14 protein-coding genes and 1 pseudogene are annotated in these 17,564 nt (G+C 65.2%); 2 read left to right on the top strand and 13 right to left on the bottom strand.

Going from position 1 to position 17,564, the window contains the following annotated elements:
* Positions 1-399: 399 nt before the first annotated feature.
* Genes ACF8GF_RS00825 through lexA form a run of 4 tightly spaced genes read right to left on the bottom strand, consistent with a single transcriptional unit; the run spans position 400 to position 6,139 of the window.
* The gene (locus ACF8GF_RS00825) at positions 400-3,480 is read right to left on the bottom strand and encodes an error-prone DNA polymerase (protein WP_392487514.1); all 3,081 of its coding nucleotides are present in this window, start codon (positions 3,478-3,480) and stop codon (positions 400-402) included.
* Positions 3,477-4,895, bottom strand: coding sequence for a Y-family DNA polymerase (locus tag ACF8GF_RS00820; RefSeq protein WP_392487513.1), 1,419 nt, complete (start codon positions 4,893-4,895; stop codon positions 3,477-3,479). Before ACF8GF_RS00820 ends, ACF8GF_RS00825 begins: the two co-directional genes overlap by 4 nt.
* A gap of 6 nt (positions 4,896-4,901) precedes the next feature.
* Entirely contained in the window at positions 4,902-5,522 is a 621-nt protein-coding gene (gene imuA / locus ACF8GF_RS00815; RefSeq protein WP_004374214.1) for a translesion DNA synthesis-associated protein ImuA, read from the bottom strand.
* Positions 5,522-6,139 (bottom strand): transcriptional repressor LexA, encoded by a 618-nt coding sequence (gene lexA / locus ACF8GF_RS00810; protein WP_012052394.1) that lies wholly within the window; start codon positions 6,137-6,139, stop codon positions 5,522-5,524. Before lexA ends, imuA begins: the two co-directional genes overlap by 1 nt.
* Positions 6,140-6,230: 91 nt before the next feature.
* On the opposite strand from lexA, the gene ACF8GF_RS00805 reads away from it, so the two are divergent.
* Entirely contained in the window at positions 6,231-6,914 is a 684-nt protein-coding gene (locus ACF8GF_RS00805) for an HAD family phosphatase (RefSeq protein ID WP_004374207.1), read from the top strand.
* Here ACF8GF_RS00805 and ACF8GF_RS00800 read toward each other — a convergent pair.
* From ACF8GF_RS00800 to ACF8GF_RS00785, 4 genes are read right to left on the bottom strand one after another with little or no spacing between them, the layout of a single operon-like run.
* A complete protein-coding gene (locus tag ACF8GF_RS00800) occupies positions 6,911-8,296 on the bottom strand; it encodes an MFS transporter (protein ID WP_392487512.1) in 1,386 nt (461 codons plus the stop codon). The genes ACF8GF_RS00805 and ACF8GF_RS00800 overlap by 4 nt on opposite strands.
* 44 nt (positions 8,297-8,340) lie before the next feature.
* Positions 8,341-8,667, bottom strand: a complete 327-nt coding sequence (locus tag ACF8GF_RS00795; protein ID WP_392487511.1) for an NIPSNAP family protein — start codon at positions 8,665-8,667, stop codon at positions 8,341-8,343.
* On the bottom strand, positions 8,667-10,382 hold the full coding sequence (locus ACF8GF_RS00790) for an FAD-dependent oxidoreductase (protein WP_104961759.1): 1,716 nt from the start codon (positions 10,380-10,382) through the stop codon (positions 8,667-8,669). The genes ACF8GF_RS00795 and ACF8GF_RS00790 overlap by 1 nt, the downstream gene beginning before the upstream one ends.
* The gene (locus ACF8GF_RS00785; RefSeq protein ID WP_176684310.1) at positions 10,379-11,206 is read right to left on the bottom strand and encodes an SDR family NAD(P)-dependent oxidoreductase; all 828 of its coding nucleotides are present in this window, start codon (positions 11,204-11,206) and stop codon (positions 10,379-10,381) included. Before ACF8GF_RS00785 ends, ACF8GF_RS00790 begins: the two co-directional genes overlap by 4 nt.
* Before the next feature lie 176 nt (positions 11,207-11,382).
* Here ACF8GF_RS00785 and ACF8GF_RS00780 point away from each other — a divergent pair, with 176 nt between their 5' ends.
* On the top strand, positions 11,383-12,255 hold the full coding sequence (locus ACF8GF_RS00780; protein WP_176684311.1) for a helix-turn-helix domain-containing protein: 873 nt from the start codon (positions 11,383-11,385) through the stop codon (positions 12,253-12,255).
* A 77-nt stretch (positions 12,256-12,332) separates the two neighbouring features.
* Here the strand turns inward: ACF8GF_RS00780 and ACF8GF_RS00775 are convergent, their stop codons facing one another.
* From ACF8GF_RS00775 to ACF8GF_RS00755, 5 genes and pseudogenes are all read right to left on the bottom strand, one after another.
* The gene (locus ACF8GF_RS00775; RefSeq protein WP_392487510.1) at positions 12,333-13,106 is read right to left on the bottom strand and encodes an IclR family transcriptional regulator; all 774 of its coding nucleotides are present in this window, start codon (positions 13,104-13,106) and stop codon (positions 12,333-12,335) included.
* 64 nt (positions 13,107-13,170) lie between these two features.
* Positions 13,171-14,628, bottom strand: a complete 1,458-nt coding sequence (locus tag ACF8GF_RS00770; RefSeq protein WP_392487509.1) for an amidase — start codon at positions 14,626-14,628, stop codon at positions 13,171-13,173.
* Positions 14,625-15,935, bottom strand: coding sequence for a citrate-proton symporter (locus ACF8GF_RS00765; RefSeq protein ID WP_339443211.1), 1,311 nt, complete (start codon positions 15,933-15,935; stop codon positions 14,625-14,627). Before ACF8GF_RS00765 ends, ACF8GF_RS00770 begins: the two co-directional genes overlap by 4 nt.
* Positions 15,936-16,018: 83 nt before the next feature.
* A complete protein-coding gene (locus ACF8GF_RS00760) occupies positions 16,019-17,194 on the bottom strand; it encodes a M20 aminoacylase family protein (RefSeq protein WP_339443210.1) in 1,176 nt (391 codons plus the stop codon).
* A 172-nt stretch (positions 17,195-17,366) separates the two neighbouring features.
* Positions 17,367-17,564, bottom strand: a pseudogene (locus ACF8GF_RS00755) (sugar-binding protein); the annotation flags it as partial.

Here is a 17,564-nt window from a genome sequence, read left to right as displayed (position 1 = left end):
AATCTGGACCAGGACGCGACCTTTGGGAGCAACTGTCTTGCTCAATTTCTAAAAGCTGGCGCGATCCCTGTGGGAGCGGCCTTGCGTCGCGATAGGGCCGCGCAGCGGCCCCAGGATCTCGGCATCATGTATAGATTGCTGGGGCCGCTTTGCGGCCCTATCGCGACGCAAGGCCGCTCCCACAGGGGTTGCTTAAGCCTCGTGGCAAACGTGGCCGTCGACCAAGGTATAACGCACCGTGGCCGATGAATGGTTGGGGCAGGCTCAAGGTTGCAGGCGATCAATGTGGAAAGGGCATGCCCGCGAACACCGGCAAGGCCGGTGCCTTGCAACGCGGTGCCTGCTTCGCGGGCTCGCCCGCTCCCACAAGGAACCGCGCAAGTACCGAGCGTTGGGGTTTCAATGGAAATCCCGACTGCGCACATCCAGCCCTTGCAACAGCGGACTCACATCCTCCAACCGCCGCGCAATCAGGTGCCGCACCCCATTCTCCTGCTCCAGCCGCCCACTGACCTTGAGCAACTGCGAACCCACCAGCGCCCGCCGCTGCCGTTCGGCCAGCGCACGCCACACCACCACGTTGACCATGCCATGTTCGTCCTCCAGGGTAACGAAGGTCACACCGCTGGCGGTTTGAGGCCGTTGCCGGCCCACCACCAGCCCGGCCACAGCAATGTTGTCGCCATGCTCCACACCCTGTAATTCACTGGAGCTGCGACACCCCAGTGCCCTCAGACGAGCGCGCAACAGGGCCAGTGGATGTGGGCCAAGCGTAGTGCCGAGGGTTTGATAATCGGCCATCAGGTCCTCGCCCACGGTTGGCACGGGCAATTGCACCGTTTCTTCAGGCAAGGCCTGCACATCAGCGAACAACGGCAGCTGCGGCTGCACCGCAGCCACCTGCCAGCGCGCCTGATGCCGATCGCTGGCCAAGGCGCGCAGCGCCCCGCCATCAGCCAGGCGGGCACGGGCCCGAGCGTCCAGGCCGGCGCGCAGGCACAGGTCTTCGACGTTGCGCCACGGCCGCTGCGCCCTCGCCTGCTGCACGCGCCTGGCATCGGCTTCGGCCAGGCCACGCACCAGCCGCAGGCCCATGCGAATGGCCAGGGTGCCTTCAGCATCAGGCTCCAGGGTGCAGTCCCAGTCGCTGTGGCAGACATCGACCGGCCGTACCTCGATACCTTGGCGGCGAGCCTCTTGCAGCAGTTGATCAGGGCTGTAGAAGCCCATCGGCCAACTGTTGACCAACGCACAGGTGAAAATCGCCGGCTCATGGCACTTCAGCCAACTGCTGGCATAGCACAGCAAGGCAAAGCTGGCCGCATGGGACTCAGGGAACCCATAACTGCCAAACCCCTTGATCTGCTCGAAGATGCGTTCGGCAAACGCCAGCGTGTAACCATTGCGCAACATGCCCTGCACCAGCCGTTCGCGATGCGGCTCCAGGCCGCCGTGGCGCTTCCAGGCTGCCATGCTGCGGCGCAACTGGTCGGCCTCGCCCGGGGTATAGTCGGCCGCGACCATCGCCAGTTCCATCACCTGCTCCTGGAACAGCGGCACGCCCAAGGTACGTTCGAACACTTCCTTCAGTTGCGGCGACGGATACGTCACCGGTTCCTGCTTCAGGCGCCGGCGCAGGTACGGGTGCACCATGTCACCCTGAATCGGCCCGGGGCGGACGATGGCGACCTCGATGACCAGGTCGTAGAACTTTTGGGGCCGCAGCCGCGGCAACATGGCCATTTGCGCGCGTGACTCGATCTGGAACACGCCCATGGTCTCGGCACGGCTGATCATGGCGTAGGTGGCCGGATCTTCGCTGGGGATGGTCGCCAGGGTCAGGTGCCGGCCACGGTGGTGTTGCAGCAGGTCGAAGCAGCGGCGCAAGGCGCTGAGCATGCCCAACGCCAGTACGTCGACCTTGAGCAGGCCGACCATGTCCAGGTCATCCTTGTCCCACTGGATCACCGTGCGCTCCGGCATCGCGGCATTCTCCACCGGCACCAGCTGGTCGAGCGGTTGCTGGGAGATGACAAAACCGCCCGGGTGCTGTGACAGGTGCCGAGGGAAGCCGATCAGTTCGCCGGCCAGCACCAGCACCCGCCGCAGCGAAGGGCTGCCCGCTTCGAAACCGGCTTCGGCCAGGCGCTGGTCATCGGGTATGCGATCGCTCCAGCGGCCACAACATTTGGCCAGGGCATCCACCTGGTCGGCGGGTAGCCCCAGCACCCGCGCCACATCCCGCACCGCACCGGCGGCATGGTAGGTGTTGACTACCGCAGTGAGCGCCGCCCGGTGCCGGCCATAGCGACGGAAAACATACTGGATCACCTCCTCGCGCCGATCGTGTTCGAAGTCCACGTCGATGTCCGGCGGCTCGTTGCGCTCGCGCGACAGGAAGCGCTCGAACAGCAGGTGGTGTTTCATGGGGTCAAGCTCGGTGATGCCCAGCACGAAGCACACCACCGAGTTGGCTGCCGACCCCCGGCCCTGGCATAGGATGCGCTGGCTGCGGGCGAAGGCGACAATGTCGTGCACCGTCAGGAAGTAGCTTTCGTAGCCCAGCTCTTCGATCAGCCCCAGCTCCTTGGCAAGCACATCCCGCACCTTGCCACTGGGCCCGCCTGGCCAGCGCAGCGGCATGCCTTGCTCGCACAATTCGCGCAGCCAGCTTGCCGGGGTATGCCCCTCGGGCACCAGTTCGCGTGGGTACTGGTAGCTCAGTTCGCTCAGGTCAAACTGGCAGCGCCGGGCAATGACCAGGGTCTCGGCCAGCAGGTCGAGCGGATACAGCTCGGCCAGTTGCGCCTGGCTGCGCAGGTGCCGTTCACCATTGGCAAACAGAAAGCGCCCGGCCTCGCTCACCTGACAATGCTGGCGGATGGCGGTCATGCAGTCCTGCAAGGCACGGCGGCCACGCACGTGCATGTGCACGTCGCCACAGGCCACGGTGCGAATGCCTACATCAGCCGCCAGCGCCCGCAACCGTTGCAGGCGCATGGCATCGTCACTGCCCCGGTGCAGGTGCACGGCCAGCCACAGGCGCTCAGCGAACACACTGCGCAGCCACGCGCCGGTAGCGGTATCGCCACTGTCAGCGGCCACCCACAGGGCCAGCAGGCCTTGGTGGTGCAGCAACAGGTCCTCACGAAACAGCTGGTACGCCCCCTTCTCTGCCCGCCGCCGGGCACGGGTGATCAGGGCGCACAGGTTCTGGTAGCCGGTCAGGTTCTCGACCAGCAGCACCAGCTTGGGCCCGTCGCACAATTGCACCTCGCTGCCAACGATCAGCCGCAACTGGTGCACCTTGGCTGCCTGCCAGGCGCGCACGATACCGGCCAACGTACATTCGTCAGTGATTGCCAAGGCCTGGTAGCCCTGCTCGCGCGCACGCCGGAACAGCTCGTCGGCGCTCGATGCACCGCGCTGGAAGCTGAAGTTGGAAAGGCAATGCAGCTCGGCATAACCCGGGGTGTTCATGCGAACCACCCCTGCAGCCAAAGCGGACCGGCCTGGCTCAGGTCGCGGTAGGCCCAGCCGCGCAGGCCGTCACGGGTTTCGATGCGGTAGTAGTCGCGACGCACATCGCCGCCATCCCACCAACCTGATTCGATGCGTTCGGCGTAGCCCTGCACCTGGTAGGCGGCGTCATCCAGCGCGATCGGTGCCGACAACAGCCACCCCGGGCGGCTGCCCGGTGCAACGGGCATGTTGCCTTGGGCCCCCTGCTCCGCCAACTGCCAGGCGCATTCGGGGCGGTGATCGGCGGCTGCACCAAGCCCCTTGACGGCCTCATCCCCCAGCCGGGCGCGCAGCCGCTCGCGCAATTGCGCCCAGGGTTGCGCCTGTTGCGCCCGCGGGTCGAACAACGCCTGATGCTGTGGCACGAAGGGTGGCAAGTCTTCGGCAACCAGCCGCAGGTTGCGCACCGGTGCGGGTATGCACAGCGGCTCAAGGCGCGCACGGGCCAGCTCGAACAGCATCGCAGCATCGCGTTCGGCCGCCAGCAGGCCCACCTTGAGCAGGGTATCCGGCCCCTCGGCGTGCTCCAGATGCAGGCGGAAGCGCTGCACGCCACAGTCTCGCCCGGCCAGAAATGCAGCAAGGTCGTTGAGCATGCGCCGCAGCGGGAACAACAGCGCCTGGTGCGACTCGACGTCGAAATTGAGTTCCAGCCGGGTTTCGAAACGGTCCGGTGGCTGGTAGAAGTCCAGCCCCAGGTTGCGCAGGCCGAGCAACTGGTCGAGGTGCAGCTGCACCTGGGCCGCAAAGCGCCTGGCCAAGGTATCGCGCGGCAAGGCCAATACCTGGCCCAGCTGGTGCAAGCCCATGCGGGCAAACGCTTCGGCCGCCTCTGCCGGCAGGCCGACGCGCGTGATGGGCATGCCAAGCAGCGCCGCTCGGGTGGCGTCGACATCGCCCACGGCCAGGCCATCGTGGCCATTGGCGAGCATGCGAGCAGCCACCGGGTTGCTGGCCAGGACAATGCGTTGGCGCAGGCCGAGTTCTGCCAATTCCTGACGCAGACGCGCCTCGAACAAAGGCCAGGGCCCGAACAGTTGCAGGCTGGAGCCCACTTCCAGCAGCAGCGCCCGTGGGTAATGCAGGCTGACCTGGGCACTGAAGCGGTAGGCCCAGGCCGCCAGCAGCTGTTGCACCTGATCGATGCGTTTGGGGTCGGCTTCGACACAGGTAAAGCCATCGGCCAGGGCACGCGCTGCGGTCAGGGTTTGCCCGGCCCGCAGGCCAAGTGCAGCGGCCGCCGGGTTGACTGCCTGCAACAGGCGACGCTGGGTCGGCCCGCCAATCAGCACCAAAGGCGTGTCAGGGTCGTCACGCTCACGCAGGACGGTGTCCAGCGCAAGCTGCGGGAGCAGGATGCAGGCCCAGAGCATGGTGCATCAGCCCCGCCCCGGGCAGGGTATTGGCAACGCTGGAGGCATGCCACCCCGGCTTTTCAGCACGCGCCATTGCGCCGGGCGTGTGTCGACTGCAATGCGCAGCGCTGCGGGTGAAGGGTTGTGCGACGCCTGCTGCGGCCTGCAGGCGAACGCCAGTGCCTGCCCGGTTTCGGCCGCTACCTGCAAGCGCCGCAGGGCGCGGTCATCGGCACGTTCCGGCCAGCACAGCACCGCCGCGCAACTGCCCGAGCGCAGGCACTGTTCGGCAGCCCACAGGGCATCGGCAGGCTCGGCATCCACCTGTACCAGCCAGCGCAGGTCCACCCCCGCTGCCTGCCAGGCCGGTGCAAAAGGGATGAAGGGTGGAGCCACCAGCACCACTCTGCTGGCTTCTGCACTCAGCCGGGCCAGGGTTGGCCACAGCAACTGCAATTCGCCACAGCCGGGGTTGGCCAGCAACAGCTCGCTCAGTGCTGCCGCCGGCCAGCCACCTTCCGGCAAACGTTCGTCGAGGGCCGCATGGCCGGTGGGCTGCAGCCCGAGTGGCCGCGCCTGGGCCTGCCGGCCGCGCCATACCCGGCGCTGCTCCAGCAGCCTGTCGAGGTCGACCACGGCGCCCATCAGTCGCGCCTCAGCAAGCCGCAGAACACGCCTTCGATGAAAAAGTCCTGTTCGGGCTGCACATCGATCGGCGCATAGGCCGGGTTGCGTGGCAACAGCCGGTAAGTGCCGCCTTGGCGTTGCAGGCGCTTGATGGTCACTTCGCCGTCCAGGCGCGCAACCACGATTTGCCCGTCGCGGGCGTCGGCCTGTTGCAGGATGCCGACCAGGTCACCGTCAAAGATGCCGTCGTCGATCATCGAGTCGCCCCGCACCTTCAGCAGGTAGTCGGGGGTACGGCGGAACAGGCTGGGGTCGAGCAGCAACTGCTCGTGGATGTCCAGGTCCGGGCCGATGGGGGCACCCGCCGCCACCTGGCCCAGCACGGGTATTTCGAGGATTTCCGGCCGGCGCAGCGGTTCGGCCAGGCGTATGCCCCGGGCCTGGTTTGGCGTGACATCGATGTAACCGGCCTGGCACAGGGCGGTGATGTGCTTGCGCGCAACGCTGCGCGAGGCAAAACCGAAGCGCGTGGCGATATCGGCCAGGCTCGGCGGCTGACCATGCTCGGCAATGCGCTCACGGATGAATTCGAAAATGGCGCGGCGTTTGGGGGTAAGAGTGTCCATGGAGCACATTTGTACTCTTTTCGGAGCACGCTGAACAGCCCCCTTCGTCGTCAGCTTTGGTTATGATCCCCTGGCTTGTGTTTTTTCATCTGGATATCCCATGCTGACCGCCCTGCTGTTCGACCTTGACGGTACCCTCACCGACACTGACACCCTGCACCTGCAGGCCTTTCGCCAACTGCTGCGTGAACACGACGGCCGCGAGCTGAGCCAGGCGCAGTTCGATGCCCAGGTCAGCGGCCGCGCCAACGGCGAGCTGTTCGCCGAGCTGTTCAGCGGCGCCAGTGTCGAACAGTGCCAGGCGTTGGCCGACCGCAAGGAAGCGCTGTTTCGCGCGATGTCGCCGTCGCTTGAACCGATGCCGGGCCTGTTGCGCCTGCTGGAGCATGCCCAGGCCCATGACATCGGCATGTGTGTGGTGACCAACGCACCGCGGCTGAACGCCGAGCACATGCTGAACGCCATGGGCCTTGGCCAGCACTTTGAACATGTGCTGGTGGCCGAAGAGCTGGCACGGCCCAAACCGGACCCGCTGCCCTACCTCACCGGCCTGCAGCGGCTGGGTGCCGAGGCCGGGCAAGCGCTGGCCTTCGAGGACTCATTGCCGGGGACGGCCGCGGCCAGTGGCGCGGGGATCTTTACCGTGGGCGTGGCCACGACGCAGACCCCGGAGCGGTTGCTGGCGGCGGGCGCCAGGCTGGTTGTCGACGATTTCAATGATGCGGCGTTGTGGGCGTTGATCGAGCGTATGGCTTCAGATAGGGGCTGTGTTCCCGAAGGCTAGGGAGTGGGAGCCGAACCTGCTGGCGCTGCAGCCGGGGTGCCGGCTGTACAGCCTGGAACGCTAAGCCGTGACGCCGCATTTCGCCCCTGCAGCCATACCGCCAAAGCCGCCAACCCTGCGGGTAGCAACAACGAAGCGAACACCTGGGCAAAACTCCAGCCCAGTGCCAGCATCTGAGCCCCGGCAAAGGCACTGAGAATCGCACCCAGGCGCCCGATGCCGCTCATCCAGCTGGCGCCGGTCGCCCGTGCTTCAGTCGGGTAAAAAGCCGCCGCCAGTGCATTCATGCCAACACTTGCCCCATTAAGGCCAAAGCCCACAGCGCTCGCAACCGCACACAACCAGGCGAAGTCCGCAGCGACCTGACCAATTGCAAAAATCACCACACCACTGAACAGGAAGGTCAGTACCAGCACGCGCTGCGCCGGGTAGCGATCCATGGCCCAACCCACCGAAATTGCCCCCAACGGGCCGCCAATCTGGAAACAGGCGGTGACGATGGCCGCTTCGGCCACCGAAAACCCGCCCCCCTCCTTTACCAGCGTCGGCAACCAGCCGCTGAACAGATAGACCAGGAACAGCGCCAGCACGTACCCGCCCCAGAGCATGCAGGTACCAAAGCGATACCGCGCTGAGAGGATGGTGCCGATTGCACCGCCTGCAGCCTGGGCTTTACCGGGCAAGACAAAGGTCGTGTCGGCGTTGACATGCTCAGGTGCCAGGCGACGGACAATGGCCAGAATGCGCTTGCGGTCCGCCCCTTTGCTGACCAGGAACGTCACCGATTCCGGCAGGCGCCAATACAGCAACGGCAGGACCATTAGCGGCAACACCCCACCCAATGCCAAGACACTGCGCCAGCCCAGGTTCGGAATCATCCAGGCGCTGACGAAGCCACCTGCTGCCGCGCCCAGGGAGAACCCGCAGAATGCCAGGGTAATGAGCAGCGAGCGGCTGCGTGCCGGGGCATACTCGCTGACCAGGGTGCTGGCATTGGGCATGGCTGCGCCCAGGCCCAGGCCGGTCAAAAAGCGCAACGCGACCAGGGCTTCCAGGTTGGGTGAAAAGGCCGAGGCCAGTGTCCAGAGGCCGAACAGCAGCACGCTGCACAGCAACACCGCCTTGCGCCCGTAACGGTCCGCCAAGGGGCCGGCAATCAAGGCGCCGAGTGCCAGGCCGATCAACGCGGCGCTCAATACCGGGCCCAGACTTTGCGCATCCAGGCCCCAATCGCTTTTCAATTGCGGGGCAATGAAGCCGATGATGGCGACGTCCAGGCCGTCCAGAGCGATGATGAGAAAGCCGAGGAACACTACCCATTTCTGGTAACGGCCGATGGGTTGCTGGTCGATCAGTTGGCGCACGTCGAGTATGTTGTTCATAGGTATCACCTGTTGTTGTTTTTATGACGGTGTTTGTCGCAGCCCTAGTGGAAAAGGCTGGGTAAGCGCACAGGCCTTATGATGCGTGTTTCCTGAGCCACCACCAGGTCGCGGGTGGCATGCAGGTACGCGGCAAAGTCCGGGTCGGCATCCCGCGCTGCGCTGCGCTTCTCGAAGTCATCGAGGCTGTCATAGCCCCACAAGTGCACCACCTGGTTCAACGGCCCGATGCTGCTGGTGTAAAACGCCAGGGGTTCACCGAGATGGCGCAGCAGGATCGGCATCGCCAGCTGGTCGAACGCCTCGAGAAAGGCCGCCATGCCGCGCGGGCGAATGGTGTAGATGCGGTGATCGACCACAGGCTTGTCCATCACGCCACCTCCCGTGCGTTGCCCGCCGCCAGCCCCTGCTCGACACCCGCCAGATGACGCCCGGTGATGTAGGCAAAGGTCATGATCGGCCCCAGGGTGATGCCCGCCCCGGGGTAGTTGCCGCCCATGATGCTGGCGCGGTCGTTACCCACCGCATACAGGCCGTCGATGACTTGCCCATCGGCCGCCAACACTTCACCGGTCACACGGGTGCGCAGCCCGTCGAAAGTGCCCAGATCGCCCATGATCACTTTCACGGCAAAGTACGGTCCCTCGCCAACCGGCGCTACGCACGGGTTGGGTTGTTGCTGCGGGTCGGCCAGGTAGCGATTGAAGCTGGTGCTGCCGCGGCCGAACTGACGGTCTTCGCCGTGGACGGCCCCAAGGTTGTACTCGCGCACAGTCTGCTCCAGCCCTTGCGCATCGATACCGGCCTTGCCGGCCAACTCCGCCAGGGTCTGGCCCTTGAGCAGGTAACCGTTGCGCAGCAATGGCCCCAACGGCATCGGCGCAGGCTTGGCAAAGCCAAGCCCGTACTTGGCTAGGGTGCGGCGGTCGCACACCAGCCACATGGCGGTTTCTGCCTGGTCGGAACACGCCTCGATCAGCGCTGCGCCTACGTCGTGGTAGGCATTCGACTCGTTGGTGAATCGCTGCCCCGAACGCAGCACGCCGATCACACCCGGCTTGTAGCGGTCGAGCAAATGCGGAAAGGCAATATGCCGCCCACCACCCACCGGCACCTTCGATACCGGCATCCAGGCTGCAGGTGCCTGCAGGCAGATATCGACCTTTGCTCCCAGCGCCTCGGCCATGCGCGCACCATCGCCGGTGTTGCCCGCTGGCACCGGTGAAAAATGCTCGCCGCCACGCCGTACATGCGGGTAGGCCTGGCGCAGCCGTTGCAGGTCATGGGAGAAACCGCCACAGGCCAGCACCACACCGCGCCGGGCCTCGATGCGCTGCTCGCTGCCGGCCTGCCCGGTCACCGCCCCCACTACCCGCGCCCCTTCGCGCAGCAACTGCCGCGCCGGGGTGCCTGTGAGAATCGGAATGCCCAGGTCCAGTGCCGAGCGTACCAGCCGTGCCGCCAGGGCATTGCCACTGGTGACCTGGGTGCCGCGTCGGTACAAGGCCAGCTCCTTCAAATGGGTCAGCAGGCGCTTGGCCACGTAGGTGAACGAGGTCAACGAACGGGTGACATTGAAGAAGTGCTTGAGGTCGGCATTCGACGAATTGAACATCATGCCGATGAAGGTGATGGTCTTCAGCGGCGGGCGCAGCCGCGCCATGTCGGGCCCCAGACCACGGATGTCGTAAGGTGCGGCCAGTATCGAGCGGCCCACATCGACGCCGCCTTCCACCTGCGGGTGATAATCGGGGTACAGCGTGGGCACGAATTTGACTGCCGTCTCGCGCTCGAAAAACTCAACCATCTGCGGCGCGTAGCGCAAGAATGCCTCCACCCCGGCCGCATCGAAGCAGGCACCGGTTTCGTTGCGCAGGTAGGTCATGGCCGCTGCTTGGCTGTCATTGCCCCCGTGCCGGGTGCCCGGCACCCACAATACGCCGCCGGAAAACGCCGTGGTGCCGCCGAAGCACTCCTCCTTTTCGATGACGATCACATCCAGGCCAAGCTTTTTCGCCGTGATGGCTGTCGCCAGGCCGCCAGCACCCGCACCGATGACCAGTACATCGCAGCTACGCGTATTCATTGGCCTGCACCCTCGAAGCCAGGGCGCGGGATCAATGCCATGGGCATGCTTTCCAGTCCGCCATCCACGGTCAGCTCGGCGCCGTTGATATAGTCGGCGCGGCGGCTGGCCAGAAACAGCACGGCTTCGGCGATGTCTTGCGGTTCACCGATGCGCTGGTTGGCGGTCATGGCGCTACGCCGGCGCTCCACCTGTGGGTCGGCATAGAACGCAGCCGACAATGGCGTGCGGATCAAACCCGGGCATACGGCGTTGCTGCGCACACCGCGTGGCCCCCATTCCACGGCAATCTGCCGCGACAACATGCTGACGCCTGCCTTCGCCGCGCTGTAGGCGCCACTGTTGGGTTGCGGGTAATGTGCTGCAATCGAGGCCACATGCACGATACGGCCCTGGCCGCAGTCCAGCATGGAACGGCCAAAGGCCTGGGCACACAAAAGGTAGCCACTGAGGTTGACCGCCAGTACCTGGTTCCATTGTTCCAGGCTTAGCGTGTCCAGCGCGCCGGGGCGCAGCACGCTGGCATTGTTGACCAGTACATCGCAGCGCCCATGCAGCGCCTGTACCTGGGCCGCAGCCTGCTCCACGCTGGCCGGGTCGGCAATGTCGCAGGCCAGGGCACTGACTTCGCCTGCACTGTGTTCCCCCAGGGTGGCCGCCAGTTCGCGGCATTTGTCCAGGTCGCGGTCAAGCAGCACCACGTGGGCCTGCTGCTCCACCAAGGCCGCGGCCAACGCTGCGCCAATGCCGCCGGCCGCGCCGGTCACCACGCATACGGCCGACTCCAGGCCTAGCCACTGAGAAAAGATCTTGTTGTTGTGCATGCTGTTCTCCAGAGCGTTGCTTGTTCTGGGCAACAGGCTATGGCCGGCAGGCCCACCGGCAGAATGGACAAAACCTGCAACCAGCCCCACATTCCCGTCAATTTGCCCACTGCGCCCTGAAGCCTGCGTGCAGCTATGGCACAGTAGCGGGCAGTGAACAGAACAATTACAACACCATGAACAAGATCCCCAATTACGCCCTGTACGGTGAAACCGCGCAGCCGGTGTGGCACGAAGCCTTGCATGTGGAGCAGATATCCCAGCGCTCTGGCGCGCACAACTGGGAGATTGCCGCACACCGTCACGAAGGCTTGCTGCAGCTGTTGTACCTGCAAAGCGGTGGCGGCGAGGTGCTGTTCGACAGTGACCGGTTTCAGGTTCATGCGCCCTGCGTGGTGTACGTCCCGGCGCAGGTGGTGCATGGTTTTCATTGGGCCAGCCAGGTAGAAGGCCAGGTAATCACGGCTGCGCAGCACCCACTGGATAGCATCGCTCAGGTGCTGGCACCCAACGTGCTGGTGCAACTGCGCAAACCACAGGTGATTGCCCTGCCCCACTGGGCCGCCGATGAAGACCCGTTGTTGCCCCTGTTTCGGGCCCTGCGCGAGGAATACCACAACCGCGCCCGCGAGCATGTGGCCAGCAGCATGGCGCTATTGCTGGCACTGATGATCCATGTCCTGCGCCATGAGCCGCACATACCCGCAGGTGAGCAGCGCCCAGTATCAAGACGCAGCCAGCAACTGACTGCTTTTCGCGAACTGGTAGACATGCACTACCGCGCGCACTGGCCACTGGCGGAATACGCCGCCGAGTTGGGCATGACCCTGGTGACGTTGGGGCGGTTGTGCCAGGAACACCTGGGCATGACGCCGATGAATGTGATCAATGCCCGACTGGTGCTGGAGGCCAAGCGCATGCTCGGGCATTCGAGCCTGAGCGTGAAAGAGATCGCTCATGAACTGGGGTTTGCCGATGTGGGGTATTTCAGCCGGTTCTTTCGCAAGCAGGCGGGGGTGAGCCCTAGCGGATTTCGGGAGGGCCAGTAACGCCCGCAGGTTCTGTGGGCGGTACTGGCAATGCACGCGTCTGTGGCTTGCCCGCGAAGAAACCCGTGCAGGAAACATCAAACAGCCAAGGCCCGCTGCACTTCCCCCACAGTGGTCGCCAAGCTGCTCAGGTGCAGGCTCGACACCCGCTCCACCGGCGCCTGATCCAGCGGCCATTGCAAGGCAATGCTGCCGACCAGGCGCCCTTCGGCATGTACCGGCAAGGCAATGGCGCGGATCAGGAACGGCAGGCGCACCGGGTATTCCCAGTAGCCTTCGGTGCGCTGACCAAAGCCCTTGTGCGCTTGCTCTTCGATATCGCGCAACAACCCGTCGTCACCCAGCCGCTCATGGGCCGCCAGGCGCTGCACTTCGTCCACCGCCAGCTCCCCCAGGCACGCCCGCCCCATTGCCGAATGAAACAGGCTGGCATGCTGCCCGACGATCTGACAGGTGTGCGGATAGCGCTTGCGCAGCACCTGGGGAATGGCGCTTTCCATCACCTCCAGCCGCTGGCCGTCGAAACACGACAGGTCAGCGACCAGCCCGGTGCGCTCACTCAGCTCCAGCAGCATGGGCGCTGCGCTTTCCACCAGACGCCGCTTGAAACGCAACTGGCGGTCACCGAACAGGCGTCGCGCGCACAGCCGGTAGCGCCGGTCGGCAAGGCCGCGGTACACCCAGCCTTGCGCCTGCAAGGTGGCGATCATGCGCGATACCGTGGCCTTGGGCAGCGCCGTCAGGTAGTGCAGTTCTTCCAGGCCCAACGCCTGGTGTTCGCCCAGCAGGTCGACGATGGCCAGCACCCGCTCCACTGAACGCACGCCGCCGCTGTCTGCCGTGATGCCCATGGGTATGACCTCCTTGTAGCGGGATGGTCAGGATAGCCAGCAAGATCCGCGCCTGCCCGTGCTTTCATGGAGCAAGCAGCCGTTGTGGCGGGCAGCGCACCACCCAGCGGGTGAGCTGTTCATGGGCATACGCCAGCTGCAGCACGGCATGGTCGGCCTGCGCCGGGCCTATGATTTGCAGGCCCATGGGCAACCCGGCGGCATTGAACCCCACCGGCACGCTGATGCTCGGCAAACCGGCCAGGGTCGGCCCGATCACCACTTCCATCCAGCGGTGGTAGGTGTCCATTGGCCGCCCCCCGACCACCGTTGGCCATGGCTGGCGTGCATCGAAAGGGAACACCTGAGCCGAGGGCAACAGCAGGAAGTCGTAACGCTCGAACAGCTTGCCCATGGCGCGGTACCAGTCACTGCGGTCCAACGAAGCCTGGTACAGCGCCGCCGCACTCAGCTGCAAGCCACCTTCCACCTCCCACCGTGCTTCGGGCTTGAGCAATGCGCGCTTGCCGGGGTCGGCATAGGCTGCGCCGAGGTTGCCATGCACCAGGAAGTGGCGGTGGGTCAGCCAGCATTGCCACAAGCGCGCCAGGTCGAATGCCGGCTGGCAGGCCTCGACCCGGCAGCCCAGCTCGGCAAAGTCGGCCAGCGCCGACTCGCACAGGCTCATTACCCCGTCATCCATCGGCAGATAGCCGTTGTAGTCGCCCAGCCAGCCCACCCGTACACCGCGAAAATCGCGCGGCAAGCCAACGGCAAAATCGCGCCGGCCTTCGCTTAGCGACAGCGGCGCCCGGGCATCAACACCCGCCTGTATCGACAGCAGCCGCGCCACGTCGACCACACTGCGGCCCATCGGCCCTTCTGTGGCCAGCTGCTGCACGAACAGCTCGGGTGCCGGCCCATGCGGCACGCGGCCCTGCGATGGGCGCAGGCCGAACAGGTTATTGAACGCCGCCGGGTTGCGCAGCGAGCCCATCATGTCGCTGCCGTCGGCCACCGGCAGCAAGCGCATGGCCAGCGCCGCTGCAGCCCCACCGCTGCTGCCACCCGCCACCCGCGACGGGTCGTAGGCGTTGGTGGTGGTGCCAAACAAGGGGTTGTAGCTTTGCGAACCCAGGCCAAACTCGGGCACATTGCTCTTGCCCATGATCAATGCCCCGCTCGCCCGCACCCGCGCCACGCTGATCGCATCCTGCTCGGGTACCTGCTCGGCAAACAGCGGCGAGCCGAGCGTGGTACGCAGCCCTGCCGTGGCGGCGAGGTCCTTGATTGCCTGCGGCATGCCATGCATCCAGCCGCGCGAGTGGCCACGGGCCAGTTCGCGGTCACGCGTCTCGGCCTCGGCCAGCAGCACTTCGGCCGGGCGCAGCGAGACCAGTGCATTGACCTGCCGATTGAAGCGCTCGATATGCCCCAGGTAGGCCTGCATCACCTCCCGGCATGACAACTGGCGGGCATGGATGGCCTGGGACAGTGCCTCGGCATCGAGGGCAACAATGGGGTCGATGGCTAGCGGCTTCACGGTTTTACTCCAAGGTTGAAGGCGGCAGGTTTGACTGCCCGCGGTGCTTCTTTCAGGCAATAGGTGCCCAGCAATGTCAGCAGGCAGGCAAACAGCACATAGAACGCCGGCGCCACCGGGGTGCCAAGCACCTGGGTGAGCCAGGTCACGATCAACGGGGCAAAGCCACCGAACACCATCACCGCCACGTTGTAGGCCACCGACACGCCGGTGGAACGCACCTGGACCGGGAACTGTTCGGCCAGGGCAGTAGGTGCCGGGCCGAAGAAACCACCGATGGCCGTGCACAACAGCAGTTGCATGACCAACAGGCGCTCCAGGGAAGGCGCAGCGGCCATCCACACATACAGTGGGTAGACCATCACGAAGAACGCCAGGGTGAAGGCCATCAGCACCGGGCGCCGCCCCAGCCGGTCAGACAGCGCCCCGGACAACGGAATCACGAGGGTCATCAGCCCCACGGCGAGCATCTGCACCAGCAGCACCTGGTCCAGCGGCAGGCCTAGGCTTTTGTGGGCGAAGGTCGGCATGTTCACCAGCACCACGTAGAACGAAACCGTCGCGCCGCAGGCCAACCCCATCGACACCAGCAGGCTGCGCCGGTGTTCACGCAGCACCTGCCACAGGCCGGGCGACTGGCCCTTGGCATGGCGACGCGCCTCGACAAACGCCTCAGGCTCCTCCATATGCTTGCGAATCCACAGCCCGACCGGCCCGATCAGCAGGCCCAGCACGAACGGGATGCGCCAGCCCCAGCTGTCCAGCGCCTCAGGCGAGCACAGGTGGGTAACCAACGCCACCATTGCCGCCCCGGAAAACACCGCCAGGCACTGCCCTACCAATTGCCACGAACCATACAGGCCCTTGCGGTGGGCAGGTGCGCTTTCCACCAGAAATGCCGTGGCGCTGGCGTATTCACCACCGGTGGCAAAGCCCTGCAGCATGCGCGCCACCACGATCAGCAGCGGCGCAGCCATGCCGATGGCCAGGTAGTCGGGCGCGAAGGCGATCATGGCGATGGACACGGTCATCAGGCGGATGATCATCTGCATGGCCGCCTTGCGGCCCTTGCGGTCGGAATACATGCCCAGCAGCACGCCGCCCACTGGGCGCATGAAAAACCCGACGCCGAAGGTGGCAAGGGCCATCAGCAGCGAGGCGTACTCGTCGTCGGACGGGAAGAACTGCCGGGCGATGATGCTGGCCAGAAAGCCATACACGATAAAGTCATACCATTCCAGGGCGTTGCCGATAACGGCGGCCACCACTTGCCGGGTACGCGACACGCCGGTGCTCGAAGTCTGCATAGGGAACACTCCACACAATGATTGGGTGATCGCCCAGGCGCAGTCGCGCCCGGGTTCCAGCGGCAGTGGTCAAAAAGGGACAATCAGGCAGGTGCCAGCCAGCGCTCTGCCAGCGCGCCCCAGTAGGCGGCGCCGGTCAGCAGGATGTCGTCGTTGAAGTCGTAGGCCGGGTTGTGCACCATCGGCCGCGATACACCATTGCCGATGAACAGGTAGGCCCCCGGGCAGCGCTGCAGCATCCAGGCGAAGTCTTCGCTGCCCATCAGCTTGCGGGTGTTGCCATCCACTGCCTGGGCGCCCAGCAACTCGACCCCTACCTGGGTGGCAAAGGCGTTTTCAGCGGCATGGTTGACCAGCACCGGGTAGGCCGGGCGGTGCTCGATGCTGGCGCGGCAGCCAAAGCTCTCGGCCTGACTGACGATAATTGCCCGCACCCGCTCAAGGGCCTGCGCCCGCACCTCGGCGTTCAGTGCGCGCAGGCTAAGGCGCAACAGCGCCTGTTGCGGAATCACGTTGGCCGCTTCGCCGGCCTGCAATGCGCCGACGGTGACCACTGCTGCCTCCTGCGCATCGATATTGCGCGCCACCACGGTTTGCAGCGCCATCACCACACTGGCGGCCGCCACCAGCGGGTCGACGGTCAGGTGCGGCATCGAGCCATGGCCACCCACCCCGTCCAGGGTCACCGTCAGCAGGTCCTGCGAAGCCATCATCGGCCCTTCACGAAACCCCAGGTGTCCGGCCGGCAGCCCTGGCATGTTGTGCATGCCGAATAGCGCATCACATGGGAAGCGCTCCAACAGGCCGTCGGCCAGCATCGCCTCAGCACCGCCCTGGCCCTCCTCGGCCGGCTGGAAGATCAGTATCAGCGTGCCGTCGAACTGCCGGGTTGCCGCCAGGTAGCGCGCGGCGCCAAGCAGCATGGTAGTGTGCCCGTCATGACCACAGGCGTGCATGCAGCCTGGGTGCTGGCTGCTGTATGCCGCACCCGTGGCTTCGTGGATGGGCAGCGCGTCCATGTCGGCGCGCAGGCCCAGCCGGCGGGGGCTGCTGCCATTGCGCAGCACGCCGACCACGCCGGTCTTGCCGATACCGGTGTGCACTTCATAGCCCCATTCCTCCAGCAGTCGGGCGACCAATGCCGAGGTGCGGCTTTCTTCAAAGCCCAGTTCCGGGTGAGCGTGGATATCGTGACGGATCGCGTGCAGGTCGCTGGCCACGTCGGCGAGCCAGGCCTGGATATGCTGATGTCGGGACATGTGGAGTCTCCTCGCGCGGGTGGTTTCCCGTTCTTGTTGTTCGCCTTCAGGTCACGACAGGTGAGGCAGGTCGTGCTTGGCTCACAGATAAACGCGAGTGACGCGGGATCACAAACGAATGTGGTTCCGCCCAGCGGAACCAGTCGGGGGGGAGAAGCGGAATGGGTGTGGAGTTGGAGTCGTAGGTAAAGCTGTACGTGGCGTTGTTTTCGTTGACCAGCGCGGTCAAGCGAATGGCCTTGTCGTACTCTTAGCGAACCCGCTGGCCCTTGGCATCCTGGCGGCTGCTCGGCAGGCTAGGGGCTGTGCGTATCAGGCGGGTGGTCTGGCCTTTGACGTAGGTGTGGCTGAAGACCTGGCCGTAGACGTT

Source organism: Pseudomonas sp. yb_5 (genome assembly GCF_043103865.1).
GTDB classification, from domain to species: Bacteria; Pseudomonadota; Gammaproteobacteria; order Pseudomonadales; family Pseudomonadaceae; genus Aquipseudomonas; species Aquipseudomonas putida_Y.
The sequence above is the reverse complement of the archived record's forward strand: the minus strand, read 5'-3'. Positions and strand labels throughout refer to the sequence as shown.

Excerpts from the sequence above, each read along its gene's own strand:
- ACF8GF_RS00825 (WP_392487514.1), bottom strand. The coding sequence starts at position 3,480 with ATGAACACCCCGGGTTATGCCGAGCTGCATTGCCTTTCCAACTTCAGC.
- ACF8GF_RS00820 (WP_392487513.1), bottom strand. The coding sequence starts at position 4,895 with ATGCTCTGGGCCTGCATCCTGCTCCCGCAGCTTGCGCTGGACACCGTC.
- imuA (WP_004374214.1), bottom strand. The coding sequence starts at position 5,522 with ATGGGCGCCGTGGTCGACCTCGACAGGCTGCTGGAGCAGCGCCGGGTA.
- lexA (WP_012052394.1), bottom strand. The coding sequence starts at position 6,139 with ATGTGCTCCATGGACACTCTTACCCCCAAACGCCGCGCCATTTTCGAA.
- ACF8GF_RS00805 (WP_004374207.1), top strand. The coding sequence starts at position 6,231 with ATGCTGACCGCCCTGCTGTTCGACCTTGACGGTACCCTCACCGACACT.
- ACF8GF_RS00800 (WP_392487512.1), bottom strand. The coding sequence starts at position 8,296 with ATGAACAACATACTCGACGTGCGCCAACTGATCGACCAGCAACCCATC.
- ACF8GF_RS00795 (WP_392487511.1), bottom strand. The coding sequence starts at position 8,667 with ATGGACAAGCCTGTGGTCGATCACCGCATCTACACCATTCGCCCGCGC.
- ACF8GF_RS00790 (WP_104961759.1), bottom strand. The coding sequence starts at position 10,382 with ATGAATACGCGTAGCTGCGATGTACTGGTCATCGGTGCGGGTGCTGGC.
- ACF8GF_RS00785 (WP_176684310.1), bottom strand. The coding sequence starts at position 11,206 with ATGCACAACAACAAGATCTTTTCTCAGTGGCTAGGCCTGGAGTCGGCC.
- ACF8GF_RS00780 (WP_176684311.1), top strand. The coding sequence starts at position 11,383 with ATGAACAAGATCCCCAATTACGCCCTGTACGGTGAAACCGCGCAGCCG.
- ACF8GF_RS00775 (WP_392487510.1), bottom strand. The coding sequence starts at position 13,106 with ATGGGCATCACGGCAGACAGCGGCGGCGTGCGTTCAGTGGAGCGGGTG.
- ACF8GF_RS00765 (WP_339443211.1), bottom strand. The coding sequence starts at position 15,935 with ATGCAGACTTCGAGCACCGGCGTGTCGCGTACCCGGCAAGTGGTGGCC.
- ACF8GF_RS00760 (WP_339443210.1), bottom strand. The coding sequence starts at position 17,194 with ATGTCCCGACATCAGCATATCCAGGCCTGGCTCGCCGACGTGGCCAGC.